General features: G+C 70.7%; 19 protein-coding genes. 12 read left to right on the forward strand and 7 right to left on the reverse strand.

From position 1 onward, the window contains the following. Positions 1 to 156: 156 nt before the first annotated feature. Both OG254_RS28580 and OG254_RS28585 read left to right on the forward strand, forming a co-directional pair. The gene (locus OG254_RS28580) at positions 157 to 2085 is read left to right on the forward strand and encodes an AMP-dependent synthetase/ligase (RefSeq protein WP_405587169.1); all 1929 of its coding nucleotides are present in this window, start codon (positions 157 to 159) and stop codon (positions 2083 to 2085) included. Between the two features lie 150 nt (positions 2086 to 2235). Continuing rightward, positions 2236 to 3372 (forward strand): sugar ABC transporter substrate-binding protein, encoded by a 1137-nt coding sequence (locus OG254_RS28585; RefSeq protein ID WP_405587172.1) that lies wholly within the window; start codon positions 2236 to 2238, stop codon positions 3370 to 3372. Here the strand turns inward: OG254_RS28585 and OG254_RS28590 are convergent, their stop codons facing one another. Further along, complete coding sequence (locus tag OG254_RS28590) at positions 3373 to 4275, reverse strand: LysR family transcriptional regulator (protein WP_405587175.1); 903 nt, start codon at positions 4273 to 4275, stop codon at positions 3373 to 3375. A 278-nt stretch (positions 4276 to 4553) separates the two neighbouring features. Here OG254_RS28590 and kstD point away from each other — a divergent pair, with 278 nt between their 5' ends. Next, positions 4554 to 6311, forward strand: coding sequence for a 3-oxosteroid 1-dehydrogenase (kstD, locus tag OG254_RS28595; RefSeq protein WP_405587178.1), 1758 nt, complete (start codon positions 4554 to 4556; stop codon positions 6309 to 6311). Here kstD and OG254_RS28600 read toward each other — a convergent pair. The 4 genes from OG254_RS28600 to OG254_RS28615 are packed head-to-tail and all read right to left on the reverse strand — an operon-like array spanning position 6308 to position 8250. Beyond that, on the reverse strand, positions 6308 to 6958 hold the full coding sequence (locus OG254_RS28600; RefSeq protein WP_405587181.1) for a class I SAM-dependent methyltransferase: 651 nt from the start codon (positions 6956 to 6958) through the stop codon (positions 6308 to 6310). The two genes, kstD and OG254_RS28600, sit on opposite strands and share 4 nt — an antisense overlap. A 27-nt stretch (positions 6959 to 6985) precedes the next feature. Beyond that, positions 6986 to 7228 (reverse strand): hypothetical protein, encoded by a 243-nt coding sequence (locus OG254_RS28605; RefSeq protein WP_405587184.1) that lies wholly within the window; start codon positions 7226 to 7228, stop codon positions 6986 to 6988. A 24-nt stretch (positions 7229 to 7252) separates the two neighbouring features. Continuing rightward, positions 7253 to 7549, reverse strand: a complete 297-nt coding sequence (locus OG254_RS28610; RefSeq protein ID WP_405595239.1) for an AzlD domain-containing protein — start codon at positions 7547 to 7549, stop codon at positions 7253 to 7255. 14 nt (positions 7550 to 7563) lie between these two features. Next, positions 7564 to 8250, reverse strand: coding sequence for an AzlC family ABC transporter permease (locus OG254_RS28615; RefSeq protein WP_405587186.1), 687 nt, complete (start codon positions 8248 to 8250; stop codon positions 7564 to 7566). Positions 8251 to 8331: 81 nt separating this feature from the next. Here OG254_RS28615 and OG254_RS28620 point away from each other — a divergent pair, with 81 nt between their 5' ends. Then, positions 8332 to 8880 carry a helix-turn-helix domain-containing protein gene (locus OG254_RS28620; RefSeq protein ID WP_405587189.1) on the forward strand — a complete coding sequence of 183 codons (549 nt, stop codon included), beginning with the start codon at positions 8332 to 8334 and terminating at the stop codon, positions 8878 to 8880. Between the two features lie 126 nt (positions 8881 to 9006). Here OG254_RS28620 and OG254_RS28625 read toward each other — a convergent pair whose 3' ends face one another. Further along, a complete protein-coding gene (locus tag OG254_RS28625) occupies positions 9007 to 9210 on the reverse strand; it encodes a cold-shock protein (RefSeq protein WP_003992177.1) in 204 nt (67 codons plus the stop codon). A 359-nt stretch (positions 9211 to 9569) separates the two neighbouring features. On the opposite strand from OG254_RS28625, the gene OG254_RS28630 reads away from it, so the two are divergent. From OG254_RS28630 to OG254_RS28650, 5 genes are all read left to right on the forward strand, one after another. After that, positions 9570 to 10430 (forward strand): menaquinone biosynthesis protein, encoded by an 861-nt coding sequence (locus tag OG254_RS28630; protein ID WP_351196799.1) that lies wholly within the window; start codon positions 9570 to 9572, stop codon positions 10428 to 10430. Between the two features lie 68 nt (positions 10431 to 10498). Further along, positions 10499 to 12178 carry a serine/threonine-protein kinase gene (locus tag OG254_RS28635; protein ID WP_405587193.1) on the forward strand — a complete coding sequence of 560 codons (1680 nt, stop codon included), beginning with the start codon at positions 10499 to 10501 and terminating at the stop codon, positions 12176 to 12178. A 16-nt stretch (positions 12179 to 12194) separates the two neighbouring features. Further along, positions 12195 to 12920: a prepilin peptidase gene (locus OG254_RS28640; protein ID WP_405587196.1), complete on the forward strand. Its 726-nt coding sequence runs from the start codon at positions 12195 to 12197 to the stop codon at positions 12918 to 12920. A gap of 70 nt (positions 12921 to 12990) precedes the next feature. Next, complete coding sequence (gene mqnC / locus OG254_RS28645; RefSeq protein ID WP_351196793.1) at positions 12991 to 14190, forward strand: cyclic dehypoxanthinyl futalosine synthase; 1200 nt, start codon at positions 12991 to 12993, stop codon at positions 14188 to 14190. Positions 14191 to 14197: 7 nt separating this feature from the next. After that, the gene (locus OG254_RS28650) at positions 14198 to 14803 is read left to right on the forward strand and encodes a hypothetical protein (RefSeq protein WP_405587199.1); all 606 of its coding nucleotides are present in this window, start codon (positions 14198 to 14200) and stop codon (positions 14801 to 14803) included. A 112-nt stretch (positions 14804 to 14915) separates the two neighbouring features. Here the strand turns inward: OG254_RS28650 and OG254_RS28655 are convergent, their stop codons facing one another. Continuing rightward, the gene (locus OG254_RS28655; RefSeq protein WP_405587202.1) at positions 14916 to 15923 is read right to left on the reverse strand and encodes a chitinase; all 1008 of its coding nucleotides are present in this window, start codon (positions 15921 to 15923) and stop codon (positions 14916 to 14918) included. A 132-nt stretch (positions 15924 to 16055) separates the two neighbouring features. Here OG254_RS28655 and OG254_RS28660 point away from each other — a divergent pair, with 132 nt between their 5' ends. Genes OG254_RS28660 through OG254_RS28670 form a run of 3 tightly spaced genes read left to right on the forward strand, consistent with a single transcriptional unit; the run spans position 16056 to position 20062 of the window. Continuing rightward, positions 16056 to 16451 (forward strand): hypothetical protein, encoded by a 396-nt coding sequence (locus tag OG254_RS28660; RefSeq protein WP_405587204.1) that lies wholly within the window; start codon positions 16056 to 16058, stop codon positions 16449 to 16451. Positions 16452 to 16469: 18 nt separating this feature from the next. Then, positions 16470 to 18740, forward strand: a complete 2271-nt coding sequence (locus OG254_RS28665; protein ID WP_405587207.1) for a bifunctional polysaccharide deacetylase/glycosyltransferase family 2 protein — start codon at positions 16470 to 16472, stop codon at positions 18738 to 18740. Then, on the forward strand, positions 18740 to 20062 hold the full coding sequence (locus OG254_RS28670; protein WP_405587210.1) for an acyltransferase: 1323 nt from the start codon (positions 18740 to 18742) through the stop codon (positions 20060 to 20062). The genes OG254_RS28665 and OG254_RS28670 overlap by 1 nt, the downstream gene beginning before the upstream one ends. Positions 20063 to 20073: the final 11 nt, after the last annotated feature.

Here is a 20073-nt window from a genome sequence, read left to right on the forward strand (position 1 = left end):
CCCGCACAACCCCCACACGCGCGAGCCGTACGATCGCCTGCCTAACCAGCGGTAACCCTTTTCCGCCGGCCTCCGCAGGTGAACGCCACGGTGCGCGAGGTACGTACGTCATGCAGCAAGCGTTCCCTCGCTGCACGCCCGTCGCAGGAGCCGCCCGTGTCCACCTCGCTTCCCTCCTTCGCCCCCTCGGCGGCCTACGACGACGCTCCCGGACCGCACCTGGTACAGCCCGAGACGCGGCGGCTGGACGGCGTCGTCAGGGAGGCGTACGTACCGCCCTTCGCGCCGCCGGTCACCCACGGCTCCCTCGCGGACCTGCCCTTCGACAACGCGGACGCGGCTCCCGACGCCGTGGTCCTCAGCCGCAAGGGCGAGGACGGGCGCTGGGCGGACGTCACGGCGGCGGAGTTCGCCGACCAGGTGCAGTCGGTGGCGAAGGGGCTGATCGCCGAGGGGCTGGTGCCCGGGGACCGGATCGCCGTCATGGCGCGCACCCGCTACGAGTGGACGCTCCTCGACTTCGCCGCATGGGCGGCCGGGCTGGTGACCGTCCCCGTCTACCCGACCTCCTCCGTCTTCCAGACCCGCTGGATCCTCCAGGACTCCGGCGCGGTGGCCCTGGTCACCGAGACCGCCGCCCAGGCCGCCGCCCTCGGCCCCGAGCTGGACCGGGTGCCCGACCTGCGGCACATGTGGGTGATGGACAAGGGCCATGTGGAGCGCCTGGAGGAGTTCGGCGCGCAGCAGCCGGACGGGGAGGTCGGCGTGCGGCGCGGCATGCTGGTGCCGGACACGCTGGCGACGCTCATCTACACCTCGGGCACGACCGGGCGCCCCAAGGGCTGCGCGCTGACGCACGCCAATTTCTTCGCCGAGGTGGACAACGCGATCGAGCTGCTCTACCCGATCTTCAAGGCGCGGACCAGCGAAGAGGCGTCGGTGCTCCTCTTCCTGCCGATGTCGCACGTCTTCGGGCGGATGGTGGCGGTGGCCTGTGTACGGGCCAGGGTGCGCCTCGGCCACGCGCCGAGCCTGAAGGCGGAGGACCTGCTGCCGGACCTCGCCGCCTTCCGCCCGACCTGCCTGCTGACCATCCCCTACATGCTGGAGAAGATCTTCAACTCCGCCCGCGCCAAGGCCGAGACGGGCGGCCGTGTCTCGTCCTTCGACCGCGCGGCATCGGTCGCCGAGCGCTACGGCGAGGCGCTGGAGGCCCGCGCGTCCGGGACCGGCGGCGGCCCGAACACGGCCCTCAAGACCGCCCGCGCCTTCTACGACCCGCTGGTCTACCGCCGTATCCGCAACGCGATGGGCGGCCGCGTGAGGTACGCGATCTGCGGCGGCTCCCCGCTCGGCCGGCGCCTCGCCGCGTTCTACGCCGGAGCGGGCATCGAGATCTACGAGGGCTACGGCCTCACGGAGACGACCGCCGCGGCCACCGTCACGCCCCCGCTCAAGCCCCGCCTGGGCACGGTCGGCTGGCCGCTGCCCGGCACCCGCGTCCGCATCGCCGCCGACGGCGAGATCCTCATCGCCGGCGACCAGGTGCTGCGCGGCTACTGGGACCCCTCCGCGGGCGGCGTCGTCCCGGCGGCGGCGGACGGCTGGCTGCCGACCGGGGACATCGGCGCCCTGGACGACGAGGGCTATCTGACGATCACCGGCCGCAAGAAGGAACTCCTCATCACGGCGGGCGGCAAGAGCGTGGCCCCGGCACCCCTGGAGAACTGGCTGCGCTCGCACCCCCTGATCTCCCAGTGCATGGTCCTGGGCGACCGCCGCCCCTACGTCTGCGCGCTGATCACCCTGGACATGGACGGCGTCACCCACTGGCGCCGGATGAACGGCAAGCACTCCGTACCCGCCGAACTCCTCGTGGACGACCCCGAGTTGAGGGCGATCCTGCAACGAGCGGTGGACGAGGCGAACAAGCTGGTGTCCCGGCCGGAGTCGATCCGCCGTTTCGCGATCCTGCCGACGGACTTCACGGAGATGGCGGGACATCTGACGCCGTCGATGAAGCTGCGGCGAGAGGCGGTCATGCGGGACTTCGCGACCGAGGTGGAGGAGCTGTACGCCAAGTAGCGGCGGGCGTGGCCGACGGGACGCGGAACCGTGAACGGAGCAAACGGTTGCAGTCTCGTTACGACAACCGCTTGACGTGACATGCCGTCCCCGCGTTGGCTACCGCCACACCGGGTAGCAACGCCGCTCCTCAGCTCGGAAGGCCCAGTAGTGAACGCTCGCACCCCCCGTATCGCCGCCGTACGCCGTGTCGGCACAGCCCTGCTCGCCTCCGCCTCGGCGATGTCGCTCACCGCGTGCGGCGTCATCGACGGCATCGGGGGCGGTGACAGCTCGGCGTCGCCGGAGAAGGGTGACGACATCACGGTGGGCCTGCTGCTGCCCGACAAGGACACCGCGCGCTTCGAGAAGTTCGACTACCCGCTCATCAAGAAGGAAGTCGGCACCCTCACCGACGGCAAGGGCAAGGTCGTCTACGCCAACGCCGAGGCGAGCCCCGAGAAGCAGAGCGAGCAGTTCCAGCAGATGATCGACGACCAGGTGGACGTCGTCCTGGTCGACGCCGTGGACGCCAAGGCCATCGCCTCGGGCGTGCAGAAGGCGAAGGACGCGGGCATCCCGGTCATCGCCTACGACCGCCTCGCCGAGGGGCCCATCGACGCGTACGTCTCCCACGACAACGAACTCGTCGGCGAGGTCCAGGGCCGTTCCCTCGTCGAGGAACTCGGTGACAAGGCGGCGAGCAGCAAGGTCGTCATGATGAACGGCGACCCCGCCGACCCGAACACGGACCGGTTCAAGGAGGGCGCCCTCGCGGAGCTCGACGGCGCGGTGAACATCGTCAAGAAGTACGACACCACGAAGTGGTCGCCCGACGTCGCCAAGGCCAACATGGCGAAGGCGATAGCCGCCGTCGGGCTCGGCGACATCGGCGCCGTCTACTCGGCGAACGACGGCATGGCCGGCGCGGTCATCGACGCGCTCAAGGAGGCGGGCGCGAGCAAGATCCCGCCGGTGACCGGGCAGGACGCGAACCTGGACGCGGTGCAGCGGATCGTCGCGGGCGAGCAGTTCATGACCGTGTACAAGCCCTTCCTGCAGGAGGCGACCAACGCCGCGAAGATGGCCGTGTACAAGGTGCAGGGCCGCGACCTGGAGTTCGACTCGCTGACCCAGGAGTCGGTCGACAGCCCCACCGAGGACGACATCCCGGCACACCTGGTGGCGGTGGTCGCCCTGACGAAGGCCAACATCGAGGAAACGGTGATCAAGGACGGCGTCTACACCGCCGACCAGATCTGCACCTCCGCGTACAAGGCGGACTGCGAGCAGCAAGGCCTGGAGTAGTCAGCCCCGGCGGCCCGGGGCGCGGTGACTCTCCACCAGATCCGCGAACGCCCGGGCCGGCGGGCTGAGCGCGTCCCAGCGGCGGACGGCCCAGCCCACGGGCAGCGGACGCAGCGCGGGGAGGGGGATCAGGCGCAGGCCGCCGTCGCCGGGGACCGCCAGCCCCGGCAGCGCGGGCACGACCGCCCGCCCGACTCCCAGCTCGGCCAGCAGCAGCGCCGTGTCCCAGTCGGCGACGCTGGTGTCGTGCGCGAACCGCACACCCAGCTCGGCGCAGGCGGCGTCCAGATGAGCCGCGGAGGCGGAGTTCGGCGGCAGCCGGATCAGCCGTACGCCGTCCAGGTCGGCGCCGGCGTCGACGTACGGCCGCTCGGCGAGCGGATCGTCGGCCCGCAGCGCCAGCACCCACGGCAGCTCCACCACCGGCCGCTGCTCGATGCCGCGCACCGGCGGGCCGAGGGTGATCCAGGCCAGGTCGAGCGTGCCGTCGGCCAGCGCGTCGAAGCTGCCCCGGCCCGAACTCACCGTCCGGAACTCCAGGTTGACCCGGGGATGCCGGCGCCGGTACGCGACGACGGCCTCCGACATGAAGTGCCGTACGGTCGTCGCGCCCGTCGCCACCCGCACGTGCCCGCTCTCGCCGTCGACGAGATCCCGCAGCCGCCGTACCGCCAGGTCCAGCCCGGATATCCCCTCCGCGGCCGCGGCCTCCAGCACCCGTCCCGCCTGCGTCGGCACGACTCCCCGGGGCTGGCGCTCCAGCAGCGCGACGCCGGTCTCCCGCTCCAGCCGCTTCACGTGCTGGCTCACGGCCGACTGTGTGCATCCCAGCTCCCGCGCCACCGAGCTGAGACTCCCGGCCCGGCACACGGCCACGAACACCCGCAGGTCATCCAGGGTCATGAGACCCAAGTAAACACTTGGGTACGGCGACAAATCCCAAGGATTGACTGGGCTTTGCCCGATGTACGACGATCCTGGACGGGCCCGGGCGGCAACCCGCTCCTCGCCCCCGCCGGAGTCCGGACCATGGCGGGGAGGGAGCGGGTGCCGACCCAAACACGTACGACTCGGACCACAACTCCCTTGCCCGGCGCTTGACTTCACCGGGCATTCGCGTCACATTCGCATTTCTGACACACCCTCAGAAATGTGGAGCCGTCCAGGCGGGAGCTGCCTCCATGACCACCAGCGCGCACCCTTCCAGGAGACACGTCCTCGCCGGCGCCGCCGCGGGTACGGTCACGGCCTCCCTCGGAGTGACGGCCGCTCATGCGGCGGACGTGCCTCTTCTCGGTACCTACGACGTCGTGGTGATCGGCTCGGGCGCCGCCGGCATGACCGCCGCCCTTACCGCCGCCCGGCAGGGCCTGAGCTGTGTGGTGCTGGAGAAGGCGCCCACCTTCGGCGGATCCGCGGCCCGGTCCGGTGCCGGGATCTGGATCCCCAACAACTCCGTGCTCCTCGCGGCGGGCGTGCCGGACACCCCCGCGAAGGCCGCCGCCTATCTGTCCGCCGTCGTGGGCCCGGACGTGCCCGCGGACCGGCAGCAGGCCTTCCTCGCCCACGGCCCGGCGATGCTCTCCTTCGTCATGGCCCACAGCCCGCTGCGCCTGCGCTGGATGGACGGGTACAGCGACTACTACCCCGAGCTGCCCGGCGGCCTCCCGAACGGCCGTTCCGTCGAACCCGACCAGCTCGACGGCAACCTCCTGGGCGCCGAGCTGGCGAACCTGAACCCGCCGTACATGGACGTGCCCGCCGGGATGGTCGTCTTCAGCGCGGACTACAAGTGGCTGGCCCTGGCCGCGGTGAACGCCAAGGGGGCCGCCGTCGCGGCGCAGTGCCTCGCACGCGGTACGGCGGCCGCCCTGCGCGGGGAGAAACCCCTGACCATGGGCCAGTCGCTGGCGGCCGGGCTGCGGCTGGGGCTGCGCTCGGCGGGAGTGCCCGTGTGGCTCGACACGCCGCTGACCGACCTGTACGTCGAGGGCGGCGCCGTGAGCGGGGCGGTCGTCACCCGGGACGGCGCTCCCGCCCTGGTGCGCGCCCGCCGCGGGGTGATCGTCGGCTCGGGGGGCTTCGAGCACAACGCGGCCATGCGCGAGCACTACCAGCGTGCGCCGATCGGCACGGACTGGACGGTCGGCGCGAAGGAGAACACCGGCGACGGCATCCGGGCCGGGCAGCGGCTCGGCGCCGCCCTCGGTCTCATGGACGACGCCTGGTGGGGCCCGGCGATCCCGCTCCCCGGCCAGCCGTACTTCTGCCTGGCCGAACGCACCCTCCCCGGCGGCCTGCTGGTCAACGCCGCCGGCGCCCGCTTCGTCAACGAGGCCGCCCCTTACAGCGACGTCGTCCACACGATGTACGACGTCAACGACACCAGCCCGGCCATCCCGTCCTGGCTGATCGTCGACCAGCACTACCGCAACCGCTACCTCTTCAAGGACGTCCTGCCGACCCTGCCCCTGCCCGGCGCCTGGTACGACTCGGGCGCCGCGCACAAGGCCTGGACCCTGGACGCGCTCGCCGCCTCGATCGGCGTCCCGGCGGCAGCGCTGCGGACCACGGTGGACCGCTTCAACTCCCAGGCGCTGAAAGGCAAGGACCCCGACTTCCAGCGCGGCGACAGCGCCTACGACCACTACTACACGGACCCGTACGTGCTGCCGAACTCCTGCCTGGCCCCGCTCTGGCTGCCCCCGTACCACGCCTTCCGCATCGTCCCCGGCGACCTCGGCACCAAGGGCGGCCTGCTCACGGACGCCCGCGCCCGGGTGCTGCGGGAGGACGGCTCGGTGATCCGGGGGCTGTACGCCGCCGGCAACGCGAGCGCGGCCGTCATGGGGCACAGCTATGCGGGCGCGGGCTCGACGATCGGCCCGGCGATGACGTTCGGGTACATCGCGGCGAAGGACCTGGCGGGGGTCCTTTAGGCCGCCGGTTTCCGGGCGATCAGGAACGCCTGCTGAGACGTCTCGTCGAGCGCCGGGTCCGCCTCGCGCACCGTCCGGGAGACGAGGGCGAAACCGGCACCCGTCAGCAGCTCGGCCATGTCCTCCGGCCGGCGCCGCTGGAAGGTGAGCGCGACCGGGTGGCCGAACGGCCGGTCGTGGTGCCGGTGCTCGTCACCGGCCTGGAAGGCGACGAGCAGCGGCGCGCCCGGGGCCAGCACGCGGTGGAACTCGGCGAAGAGGGCCGGGAGCCGGTCCACGGGCGTGTGGATGGACGAGTAGAAGGACATGGCGCCGGCCAGTGTGCCGTCGGGCAGGTCCAGCTCCAGCATCGAGCCCTGCTCGAAACGCAGCCCCGGGTTCTCGCGGCGGGCGATCGCGAGCATCGACTCCGACAGATCGACCCCGAACATGGGCAGCCCCAGCGCGGCGAGGCGCGCGGTCGTCCGACCGGGACCGCAGCCCAGGTCGGCCACCGGGCCGTCTCCGTCGACGAGTTCGGCGAACACCGCCAGGACCGCCCGCTCCACGGGCCTGCTCTTCAGCTCGTCCTGGAAGAGGGTCGCGTAGTCCTCGGCGATGGCGTCGTAGAAGGTGCGGGTGGTGGTGAGGAAGTCGGCTTCGGTCATGGCCGGGGACCCTAGCGAAGCCGGTGACTATTCGCCGCTCTCCTCCGGCTCACCCGTCCGCGTCCGGCCGACCCCGATCGCCGTCCCGACGGCGCTGCCCAGCGTCATGCCCAGGGCGAGCCCGAGCGCCAGGTTGTCGAAGATGAACATTCCGAAGACGAGCCCGATGCTCGTGCCGAGGGCAAGGCCGACCGACAGGCCCATCGCCAAACTGTTGTCGGCGGGAGTCCCGCCCTCTGCCCCGTTGTTGTTCTCGTTACTGCTTGTCACCTGGGCATTCTCCCATGGGGCGCCTCACGCCAACCCCGCCGCCCGCAGCAGCGCGGTGGCCCCGGCCGCCCCGAGCACCACCACCGGGAACGGCGCCCCGCGCCACGCCAGTGCACCCGCGACCAGCACCCCGATCGCCCGCGCCCACCCCGCGAAGCCGCCGCCCTCCGTGAGCCCGCCCGTCGCCAGCAGCGCGACCAGCAGCACCACCGCGGCGGCGGCCAGCAGTTCCTGGACACGCGCGGGAAGGGCGACCCGCCCGTGCAGCACCGGGCCGACCAGCCGGAAGGCATACGTCCCCACCGCCAGCGCCAGAATCATGGCGACCGTGGCATTCACGCCGAGACCTCCTTACGGCCGTACAGGACCAGTCCCGCCAGCGCCAGCACCACCGGTACTCCCGCCGGGACGGCTGGCGTCACCGCCAGGGCCAGCGCGGCGCCGATCAACGCGCACCGCCGTATGCGGGCGTCCGTGCGCAGAGTGGGCAGGACCAGTGCCACCAGGACGGCCGGGAAGGCGGCGTCGAGGCCGTACGTCGCCGTGTCGCCGAGCGCTGTTCCGGCGAGCGCCCCGGCCAGGACGCCGGTGTTCCAGGCGGCGAACAGGCCGAGCCCGTTCACCCAGAACGCCGCCCGGCGCCGTACCGGATCCGGCTGGGCGAGGGTGAAGGCGACCGTCTCGTCGGTGACGAGGTGGGCGCCGAGGAGGCGGGCGGCCCGGCTCCGGCCGCCGATGACGTCGGCCACGGCGAGGCTGAAGGCCGCCGTGCGCGTGTTCAGCAGCAGTCCGGTGGTCACCGCGGCGAGCGGCCCGCCCCCGGCCAGCAGCACGCCGACCGCGCTGAACTGCGCCGATCCCGCGTACACGATCAGCGACATCACCACCGGCACCCAGACGGGCAGCCCGCCGGCCACCGAGATCGCGCCGAAGGAGATGCCGACGACACCGCTGGCCAGCCAGACCAGTGCGCTGTCGCGGACCAGGGGTGCCATCATCGGTGTTCGGAGTGGCGAACGCATGTTTTCCAGAATGAACAAGGGTCGACCGTTCGTCAAGACGAACGAACGTACCTGTATAGCGAACAACGGGAGGGAACCAGGATGAGCGAGCCGCTCACGTGGATCGCCGCCGCCCTGCGCCGCGAGCGCACCCGGGCCGGGCTGTCGCTGTCGGAGCTGGCCAAGCGGGCCGGGATCGCGAAGTCCACGCTGTCCCAGCTGGAGGCGGGCAGCGGGAACCCCAGCGTGGAGACGCTGTGGGCGCTGGGTGTCGCGCTCGGTGTGCCGTTCAGCGCGCTGGTGGAGCCGCCGGCCACGTCGGTTCACGTGATCAGAGCCGGCGAAGGGCCCACCGTCGCGTCGGAGCGGGCGGACTTCGTGGCCACCCTGTTCTCCGCGAGCCCGCCCGGCGCCCGCCGGGACCTCTATCACCTGAGCGTGGAACCGGGCCCGGCCAGGGAGTCGGAGCCACACATTCCGGGGTCCGTGGAGCATCTGATCGTCAGCACGGGGCGGGTGAAGGCGGGGCCCCTGGGTGAGGAGGCCGAGCTGGGGCCCGGCGACTACATGACGTATCGCGGGGATGTGCCGCACTCGTACGAGGCGCTCGCGCCCGGGACGACGTTCGTGCTGGTCATGCAGCACATCTAGCCCTCGCGAGGGGATGCAAAGGCAGGAGCCCCGTTGCCTTGCGGCACGGGGCTCCTTGGGTACTGCTATTAGTTCCGGATCAAAGCACCAGGCTCCGAGACCGAATGATCAGACTGATCGAACTGATCAGACGGGGGTGACGTTCTCCGCCTGCGGGCCCTTCGGGCCCTGGGTCACGTCGAAGGAGACCTGCTGGTTCTCCTCCAGCGAGCGGAAGCCGCTCGCGTTGATCGCGGAGTAGTGAACGAAGACGTCGGGGCCGCCGCCTTCTTGGGCGATGAAGCCAAAGCCCTTTTCGGCGTTGAACCACTTCACGGTTCCGGTAGCCATAAGCCCTCCTTGGGCCCAAAGGGTTGCCCTGCTCCAGAACCCTGCAAGTGTGAAAACAAGTGCTGCACAACTGCATACGTCTGAAAACGACGAGAGCCCGCGGTTACATGCTCCGCAGGCTCTGTACTGCAAGGGAAACCAAACTGCAACTTGCGGCGAGCCTAGCACGTGGGCAGCCGAAAGCAATAGAGGTCAAGATCACGCCACTCGGACGTTTGAAGGGCCCGTTTCGGGTTGACGGGGGAGTCATATGTGTCGGGACGACGGAGTGGATCCGACACCAGGGTGACGAGAGGTTGTGACGCTGGTGTCACGCCCCTGAAGGATGCACGCTACCCCATGGGGTCTACTGTCGCGATGTGGACAATTCTCGCACCCGGCCGCGCGTAGGCCACATCCAGTTCCTGAACTGCCTGCCCCTGTACTGGGGGCTCGCGAGAACAGGCACCCTGCTCGACTTCGAGCTGACCAAGGACACGCCGGAGAAGCTGAGCGAGCGGCTGGTGCGGGGCGACCTCGACATCGGCCCGATCACCCTCGTCGAGTTCCTCCGCAACGCCGATGACCTGGTCGCCTTCCCCGACATCGCTGTCGGCTGCGACGGTCCGGTGATGTCCTGCGTGATCGTCTCGCAGGTCCCGCTGGACCGGCTGGACGGCGCCCGCGTCGCCCTCGGCTCGACCTCGCGCACCTCGGTCCGCCTGGCCCAGCTGCTGCTCGCCGAGCGCTACGGCGTCCAGCCCGAGTACTACACCTGCCCGCCCGACCTCAGCCTGATGATGCAGGAGGCGGACGCGGCCGTACTCATCGGAGACGCGGCGCTGCGGGCGAACCTGCTGGACGGGCCGCGCTACGGCCTCGACGTGCACGACCTCGGCGCCCTCTGGAAGGAGTGGACCGGCCTGCCCTTCGTCTTCGCGGTCTGGGCCGCGCGCCGGGACTATCTGGAGCGCGAGCCGGTCATCACCCGCCAGGTCCACGAGGCGTTCCTGGACTCCCGCAACCTCTCCCTGGAAGAGGTCGGCAAGGTCGCCGAGCAGGCGGCCCGCTGGGAGGCCTTCGACGAGCAGGTCCTGGAGCGGTACTTCACCACCCTCGATTTCCGGTTCGGCGGCCCGCAGCTGGCGGCGGTCGCCGAGTTCGCCCGAAGGGTGGGGCCGACCACCGGATTTCCCGCGGATGTGAAGGTGGATCTGCTCCAGCCGCACAGCGCGGGGTGACGCGGGCGTGCCGCGGGGGGATTCCGCACTAATCTGCTGACGGTTCCTACGGGGGAGGGTGGACGTCCATGCAGCCGCTCGGAGTTGACGAGCCCACGATCGTCGGGCCGTACCGGCTGCTCGGCCGGCTCGGGTCCGGCGGCATGGGGCGGGTGTACCTGGGGCGCAGCGCGGGCGGCCGTACGGTCGCGGTCAAGATCGTGCACCCGCACTTCGCCCTCGACGAGGAGTTCCGCGCCCGCTTCCGCCGCGAGGTGGACGCGGCCCGCCGGGTGGGCGGCGCGTGGACGGCGCCCGTCCTCGACGCCGACCCGGAGGCAGCGGTGCCCTGGGTGGCCACCGCCTACGCGGCGGGACCGTCGCTGACGTCCGCGGTCGCGGACTCGGGCGCGCTGCCCGCGCATTCGGTACGGGCGCTGGGGGCGGGGCTCGCGGAGGCGCTGGCGGCGGTGCACGAACTGGGCCTTGTGCACCGGGACGTGAAGCCGTCGAACGTCCTGCTGACGCTGGACGGCCCGCTGCTGATCGACTTCGGCATCGCGAGGGCCATGGACGGTACGGCGTCCCTGACGTCGACCGGCGTCTCGATCGGCTCCCCCGGCTACATGTCGCCCGAGCAGATCCTCGGCAAGGGGGCCACGGGCGCGGCGGACGTCTTCTCGCTGGGCGCCGTGCTGGCGTACGCGGCGACCGGGGAGCCGCCGTTCACCGGGGACTCGTCGGCGGCGCTGCTCTACAAGGTCGTCCACGAGGAGCCCGAACTCGACGCGCTGGACGGCGAGTTGCGGGAGCTGGTGGCGGCCTGCCTGGCGAAGGATCCGGGTGCGCGGCCCGCTCCGGGGGACGTGGCCCGGCGGCTCGCTCCGGACGGTGCGGCCCGGCTGGTCGCGGGCGGCTGGCTGCCGGGGACGCTGGTGGAGCAGGTCAGCCGGGGTGCTGTGCGGCTGCTGAACCTGGAGGCGGGGCCCGACGTCGCGTCAGGGCCAGTGGCGTTCAGCGCACCTTCGGATGGGGTGCCCGAGACGGCGGGGGCGGACGCTCGCGCGGCGACTGCCGGGGAGTTCGGGCCGCCGCCGGTGATGCCGGCGCCCCGGACCGAGGCTCCTGCCGCCGAACCTGAACCCCGTGACGCCGTGCCGGCGGCAGAGGACCGCCCCGGCAAGCTCTCCCTCTCCGTCGCGGCGGCCTCGACGCCGGGGGAGGGCGGTCGCGGACGGAGGATGAGCTGCACTGTGGCGCTGGCGGTCGCGGGCGCGTTGGCGGCGGTGACCGTGGGGTCGGTGTTCGTGTTCGAGCTGTTGCCGGACGACGGCGACGGCAACGCGGGCAGCTCCGACACCGGCGCCTACTCGCCGACACCCACGGCCAGTTCGAGCAGCGCCGACGGCGCCGGAACCGCCGTCCCCGAGCGTTACCTCGGCACCTGGGAAGGCAAGGCCACCGTCCTGGACGGCGCCCTGTCGGCCGGTACCTTCCGGCTCACCGTGCACAAGGCCGACGTGGGCGACGAGGTGGGCACCCTGCGCCAGACCGACCTGCTCGGCGGCGTCTGCAACGACGTACTGACGCTGAAGCAGGTGACGGCCAAGGAGCTCGTCGTGACGTCCGTGGGCCGCAAGACCAACCACGGCGGGTGCAACCCGACACCGCACACCGTCCGCATCGCAGCGGCCGGCGACGACCTCGTGTACCGCTCGGAGAGCGATGACGAGGGCAATCCCGTGGCGCGGCTGTCGAAGGCCGAGTAGGAAAGGCCGAGTAGGGATGGACACGCTCGTCGTGATCGGTGTCGCCCTGCTGTGGGGCGCGGCCGCGGGGGCCCTGCTGCCGCGGGCCGCCTACCGGTTCTCCGTCGAGGCGGAGGAGGAGTGGCGGGAGCTGTGTCCGGGCGGACATCGCGTCCCGGGATGGCTCGGGAGGGCACGTTGCCCGCAGTGCGCCACGACGTACGGCCCCCGCACCGTGCCCGTCGCCCTCACCACCGCGCTGCTCTGCGCCGCGCTCGCCGCCGCGACCGACACCCGTCCCGAACTGGCCGTCTGGCTGCTGCTCACTCCAGTGGGCGTGCTGCTCGCGCTCGTCGACCTCCGGGTGCGGCGGCTCCCCGACGTGCTGACCCTGCCGCTCGCAGGCGCCGCGCTCGGGCTGCTCGGGGTGGTCGCGCTGGTGCCGGAACACGCGGGTGACTGGCCGACGGCGGTGTGGGGCGCGCTCGCACTCGGCGCCGGATACCTCGTCCTGCACCTCATCAACCCGGGCGGCATGGGATTCGGCGATGTGAAGCTCGCGCTCGGGGTGGGCGCGGTGCTGGGCTGGTACGGCTGGGCGACCGTCATGCTCGGCACCTTCGCCGGGTTCCTGTTCGGCGCGCTCTACGGCGGTGTCCTCGTCGCCCTGCGGAAGGCGGGACGGAAGACGGCGATCGCGTTCGGGCCGTTCATGATCGCGGGGGCGTACGCCGGGCTGCTGATCGGCGCGTACACGGCCTGACCTCAGGTCCGCGAAAACGCTGGCGTAGGCTGGTCCGGTCCGTCTCATCCCCTTTCGAAAGGGCCGCCCGGTGACCGAGAAGGCCGACCTCCAGTCCGTGCTCGACCGTGCCGCTGCGGGCGGGCGGATCAGCCCCGAGGAAGCGCTCGACCTCTACCGCGACGCCCCGCTGCACGCGCTGGGCGCCGCCGCAGACGCCGTACGCCGCCGCAGGTACGCGGGCACCGAGCACATCGCGACGTACATCATCGAGCGCAACATCAACTACACGAACGTGTGCGTCACGGCGTGCAAGTTCTGCGCCTTCTACGCCGCCCCCAAGGACACGGCCAAGGGCTGGACCCGCGACCTGGACGACATCCTGCGGCGCTGCGCCGAGACCGTCGAACTCGGCGGCACCCAGATCATGTTCCAGGGCGGACACCACCCGGACTTCGGCGTCGAGTACTACGAGAAGCACTTCGCGGCCATCAAGAAGGACTTCCCGCAGCTCGTCATCCACAGCCTGGGGGCGAGCGAGGTCGAGCACATGGCCCGGATCTCCGGTGTGTCGGTCGAGGAGGCCATCACCCGGATCCACCAGGCCGGCCTCGACTCCTTCGCGGGCGCCGGCGCCGAACTGCTGCCCGCGCGGCCGCGCAAGGCCATCGCCCCGCTGAAGGAGAGCGGTGAGCGCTGGCTGGAGATCATGGAGATCGCGCACGGGCTGGGCGTGGAGTCGACGTCGACGATGCTGATGGGCACGGGCGAGACCAACGCCGAGCGCATCGAGCACCTGCGGATGATCCGTGAGGTCCAGGACCGCACGGGCGGCTTCCGGGCCTTCATCCCGTACACCTACCAGCCCGAGAACAACCACCTGAAGGGCCGCACGCAGGCCACGATCTTCGAGTACCTGCGGATGATCGCCATCGCGCGCCTCTTCATGGACAACATCGCCCACATCCAGGGCTCCTGGCTGACCACCGGCAAGGAGATCGGCCAGCTGTCGCTGCACTACGGCGCGGACGACCTCGGCTCGATCATGCTGGAGGAGAACGTCGTCTCCTCCGCCGGCGCCAAGCACCGCTCCAACCGGATGGAGATCATCGACCTCATCCGCAAGTCGGGGCGGGTGCCGGCGCAGCGGACGACGACGTACGAGCACATCGTGGTCCACGACGACCCGGCGAACGACCCCGTCGACGAGCGGGTCGCCTCCCACATCTCCTCGACGGCGATCGAGGGCGGGACCGCGCACCCCGAGCTGAAGATTCTCGCCTCCAACTGACCTGCCTGTGCTGACGATTCACGCGGATTCGAGGGGGCGGGCGCTCGCCGTCAAGGGCGCGTGGATCGCCGACGCGGGGGAGTTGCCGGAGCTCGTCGCCGCGTATCCGGGGGCGCGGGTGCGGCAGTGGCCGGGCATCCTCACGCCCGGGCTGATCAACCTCCACGGCAACGAGCTGCTGGAGGAGGCGTACCATCCCGATCCGCGCGAGGCCGACGAACTGGGCACCGAGCCGCTGACCGGCGACGCGCTTGCGGCCCTCGCCATGGACGACGCCCGCTGGGGTGCGAGCGCCCGGCGCGGGGTCCAGCGGATGCTGGCGCACGGCACGGTCCGCGCGGCCTGCGAGGAACTGCGCAACCGCGCGGTACGCGACGCCGTGCACCGCTCGGGGTTGGCGGTCATGGGCAGGATCGGCCGCCCCGGCGGAACCCCCGCGCTCGACCCGTACGACGCCGGGTTGCCCGTGGAGTTCGCGGCCGAGCGGGCGCGTGACTCCGCCGCGCGGTTCGCGGTGTTCGACGTACGGGACGAGGCCGAGCTTGCGGAGCGCGGGGCGGGGACGTGCGTGGCGACGGTGGCGGACGGACGGATCGTCTATCGCCGACGGTGAGACAGCGCCCTGTCTTTCAGGGGCGCGGGGCTGTGTCGATATGCGGCTCCGCCGCGTGGGCGTGATCAACCACGAACGACCCGCGGCCCGCGTACTGCATTCGCACCCGAGCTCACCCGGAAAACGCCTCGGCGAACGCCCCATTCTCCTGGTCGACTCCGCTGCAGTTCGTCAGCGCGTCATCCGAAGACGAATCGTCACCACACTCCTGATCCCGGAACGTCGCCCACATCGACACCCATCCGATCCTTTTCTCGTCGGCGAATTCCCGCACCTGCGCCGCGTCATCGAGTGAGAACGTCTCGTTGTCGACATCGTTCGTGCCGAGCATCGACGTCAACGCCATCGCCTTCCACGCGGTCGCGTCCGACGTACCGAAGACCTCCTTCAGCTGAGTGTGCGTGGCCTTCGCCGAGGTGAGCGCGTAGTCACCCATGTCACCGGTGTACGACTCGCCGTAGTTCATCGTCATGATGTTCACCGTGGAGACCTGAACGTCATGCTCGTTGGCGGACTCCAGCAGCGCCACGCCGTCGTCGTCCAGACCGGACGGCATCACCGGCAGCGTGAAGGAGACCTCCAGGTCGCTCCGCTCCTTCTGCAGCAGCGCGATCGCCTCCGAACGCAGGTCCACCGACTCGGAGTCGGTCAGCTCGTCGCCCTCGATGTCGAAGTCGGCCTGCGAGGAACCCGCCGCGTCCAGCGCCTTCCCGTACGCCTGCGCCAGCGCCGACGCGCTGTCGCAACTCGCCGCCAGCTCCTTGCCGGAGGCCCCGCCGAAGGAGACGCGGACGGTGGCACCGCCCTGAGTGAGCTTGGAGATACGGGACTTCACGGCCGAGTCCGAGAGGGCGGTGGCGCCGTTCCACTTGGGCGTGCAGTCGCTGCCGTCCGAGATGACGAAGGCCAGGTTGTACGTCGCCGGGGAGCCGGCGGAGTCGTTGGCGGACGCGGCGGTGGCGCTGACGTAGGGGGCGTACGAGGTGCTCGCCGAAGCAGACGTGGGCGTCGGCGACTGCGGTGCCGCGTCAGCCGTACCGTCGGAGCCCGCGGAGCACCCCGTGGTCAGCGCGAGCAGGCAGGTGAGTCCGGCCGCCGATTTCCCTGAGTACGTTTGCATGCTGGAAATCTCTCACCTTTGCGGGGCCGTTGCCGAAAACTCTCAGGGAGCGCACAGGTTAAGGCGTTTCTCATATGCGTCTCACATGGATACCGAGTTTGTGGCACATAAAGGCTCCCTAACATCCAGGGAATGCATTCCGAGCCTGCCATCGAAAACCGCGCCGCCGAACCTCGTGTGCGCGGTCGCCGCCGCAAACGCGGCAACGGGTCCGCCGACGGGCCCGTGTTCGTTGACAACTCCGGACGCCGCTCCAAGCTGCTGCGGCGCCTCGGCGTGTTCCTCGGCGTCGCCTGCCTCGGCTACGCGGTCGTGCTGGGCATGGCCTTCATGGGCGTCGGCACCTCGCTGAGCCCGTCCCAGCTGCTGCCCTTCGCCAACGGCCAGGGCGGCCCCGGCGGCGCGGGCCCGGGCAGCGAGCCCCAGGGCGGCCGCGGCAACCCGGTCGCCCCGCCCAGCGGCACCCCGTCGGCGCCGCCCTCGGGTGCCCCCGCACCGACTGCGTCCGCCGACGCGTCCGCCAACTGACCGGAGCGCAGCCCCCTCATGACTACGACGACGCCCTCACGTCGCCGCCGCCGCGCCCCCACCCGGATCGAGCGGGTGGCGGGGAAGGCCGCGGCCCTGCAAAAACCACGGGTCATCCTCGCCGGACTGCTGCTGCTCGCGCTGACCAGCGTCATGCTGCTCGACGGCTATCTGCGCGCCGAGGTCGGCGGCGACCAGCGGGTGCGCACCGGGGCCAGCGCCGGCAACGTCCCCGACAAGGTCCTCGACGGCGGTCCGATCCTCACCTTCCGGGGCGGTCAGGCCACCACCGTCTCCGTGCCGGAGAAGACGATCGCGCTCACCTTCGACGACGGCCCGAACCCCACCTGGACGCCGCAGGTCCTGGCGATCCTGAAGAAGTACGACATCCCGGCCACGTTCTTCGTGGTCGGCTCGATGGTCTCGCGCTACCCGTCGATCGTCGGCGACATGGTCGAGCAGGGCAACGAGGTGGGCATCCACACCTTCACGCACGTCGACCTGTCGTACCAGAGCGACGCCCGCATCAGGCGTGAGATGACGCAGACCCAGCTCGCGCTCGCGGGCGCGGCCGGCATCACGACGACCCTGTTCCGGGCGCCGTACTCCTCAGAGACGGACGCCATCGACAACTACAGCTGGCCCGTCTACAAGAAGCTCGGCGAGGACGGCTACACCAGCGTCTTCGTCGACACCGACAGCGACGACTGGAAGCGGCCGGGCGTCTCGAAGATCATCAAGTGGGCCACTCCGGAGGACGGCGAGGGTGCGTCCGTCCTGTTCCACGACGCGGGCGGCGAGCGGTCGCAGACGATCAAGGCCCTGCCGGCGTACATCGAGAAGATGAAGGCGAAGGGGTACACCTTCACCACGATCAGCGGCGCGATCCAGGAGGAGGAGTCGGCGGGCGGCGGTCAGGCCGGCGGCGCTCGGGCCGGTGCCGGAGGCATGGGGCCGTCGGGGATGTCGGGGACGGCGAACCTGCAGGCCGCCCACCGCGAGGCGTCGGGCACGACCCTCTACGAGGGCAAGGCCCTGATCGGAGCGGTGGCCGTCGCCGAATGGACGGTGCCCGTGCTCTCCGTCGGTCTCCTCGTCGTCGGTGTCGCCGTCATGGGCCGCTTCGGCATGATGCTGCTCCTCGCCCGGCGCCACTACCGGCAGCGCAACAAACGCCGGTTCAGCTGGGGGCCGACGGTGCACCAGCCCGTGAGTGTGATCGTCCCGGCGTACAACGAGAAGGAGTGCATCGCCAACACGCTTGAGTCGCTGTCCAAGAGCACCCATCCGATCGAGGTCATCGTGGTCGACGACGGCTCGACCGACGGCACCTCCGAGATCGCCCGGAACGCCGCCCACGAACTCGGCATGACCAACGTCCGCGTCATCCGCCAGGAGAACGCGGGCAAGCCGGCCGCGCTGAACAACGGTGTGCGCAGCGCCAGTTACGACATCGTCGTGATGATGGACGGCGACACGGTCTTCGAGCCGGACACCGTACGGCAGCTCGTGCAGCCCTTCGCCGACCCCGAGGTCGGCGCGGTCGCCGGCAACGCCAAGGTCGGCAACCGCAACACGATCATCGGCGCCTGGCAGCACATCGAGTACGTGATGGGCTTCAACCTCGACCGGCGCATGTACGACCTGCTGCGCTGCATGCCGACCATCCCGGGCGCCATCGGCGCGTTCCGTCGCGAGGCGGTCCTGGAGGTCGGCGGCATGAGCGAGGACACCCTCGCCGAGGACACCGACATCACGATCGCGATGCACCGGGCGGGCTGGCGGGTCGTCTACCAGGAGCACGCGCGCGCGTGGACGGAGGCGCCCGGTTCGCTGAAGCAGCTGTGGTCGCAGCGCTACCGGTGGTCGTACGGCACCATGCAGGCGCTGTGGAAGCACCGCAGGTCGCTGACGGACAAGGGTCCTTCGGGCCGCTTCGGCCGGGTCGGCATGCCGCTCGTCGTCATCTTCCAGATCGTCACGCCGGTCTTCGCGCCGCTCATCGACGTGTTCACCGTCTACTCGATGATCTTCGTCGACTTCAAGGCGGCCCTGTTCGCGTGGCTGGCGGTGCTCGCCGTGCAGCTGTTCTGCGCCGCGTACGCCTTCCGCCTCGACCGTGAGAAGTACCGCTACCTGCTGATGATGCCCCTGCAGCAACTCGCCTACCGGCAGATGATGTACCTGGTCCTCATCCACTCCTGCATCACCGCGATGACGGGCGGCCGCCTGCGCTGGCAGAAGCTGAAGCGCACCGGCGAGGTCGGGACGCCGGCAGGGGTGAGCTGATGAGCTGGGAGCAGCAGGGGTACCAGCCACAGCAGCCGCAGCCGTATCAGCAGACGGGCTATTCCCAGCCGTATCAGCAGCCGGGCTACCAGGAGGGATACGGTCAGGGGTACGGGTACTCGGGGTATGCGCCGGAGCCGTATCCACAGGAGTATGTGGAGTACGCGCAGGGAGCGTCACAGGCGACTGCCCCGTTGCCGGTGAGGGAGCCGGAACCGGAGCCTGAGCTCGCGGTTGGGGCGCCTCCCACAGACGCCGAGGCGGAGGAGGAGAAGCCTCCGCCTCGGCCCCCGGGCCGCGACCGCTACTTCGACACCCTGCGCGCCGTCGCCCTCGTCCGCGTCGTCACCTACCACACCTTCGGCTGGGCCTGGGCGGGCATGGTCTTCCCCTCGATGGGGATCATGTTCGCCCTGGCCGGCACCCTCATGGCGAAGTCCCTGGAGCGGCCCGCGCTGAAGGTGGTGCGCAGCCGGATGCGCCGGCTGCTGCCGCCGTTCTGGTTCTGGGGCTTCTTCGTGGTCGTGGCGATGCTGATCCACGACTGGATGCCGGGCCGGCAGATCGTCTACTGGATCGTGCCGCTCGGCGACCCGCCGGGCAACGCGTGGGCCGAGCAGGCGTGGGAGATCCTCTGGTACCTGCGGACGTACCTGTGGTTCGTCCTGCTCTCCCCGCTGCTGCTGAAGGTCTTCCGCCTGGCCCCGGTGCCGGTGCTGCTCCTGTCCTTGTCGCCGGTCCTGATCCTCCACTTCGCCTGGGATCCCCCGGACGACCGCTTCGGCAGCGCGCTCACCGACCTGGCGACCTTCCTCTTCTGCTGGATCCTCGGCTTCGCGCACCGCGACGGCGTGCTCCAGCGGCTCAGGCCGTTCGCCGTCGTCGTCCTCTCGCTCGCCGCGATCGGCTACGGCGGCTGGTACGCCTTCACCCACCAGGCCGAGACCGGCTCCTACGACCTGGACGACATCCCGCTCGCGCAGGCCTTCTGGTCGGCGGGCTTCGTGACGCTGCTGATGTACGCGAAGGCGTTCTTCCGCATCGACTTCGCCTGGCTCACCCGCTTCCGTCGCACCGACCGCCTCGTCACGGTCTTCAACTCCCGTGCCGTGACGATCTACCTCTGGCACGAGATCGCCCTGATCCTCGCCGTCCCGCTGATCGACCAGTTCTGGAACGTGCCCGCGTTCGAGAAGTACCTGCCGCTGGAGAGCCAGTGGTTCATGTTCGGCGTCGGCTGGATCCTGATCGCCGTCTTCGTGCTGCTGTGCGGATGGGTGGAGGACGTGGCCGGGAAGAAGAAGCCGAGGCTCCTCCCTTGAGGCCGTACTGC

Source organism: Streptomyces sp. NBC_01092 (assembly GCF_045039535.1).
GTDB lineage: Bacteria > Actinomycetota > Actinomycetes > Streptomycetales > Streptomycetaceae > Streptomyces.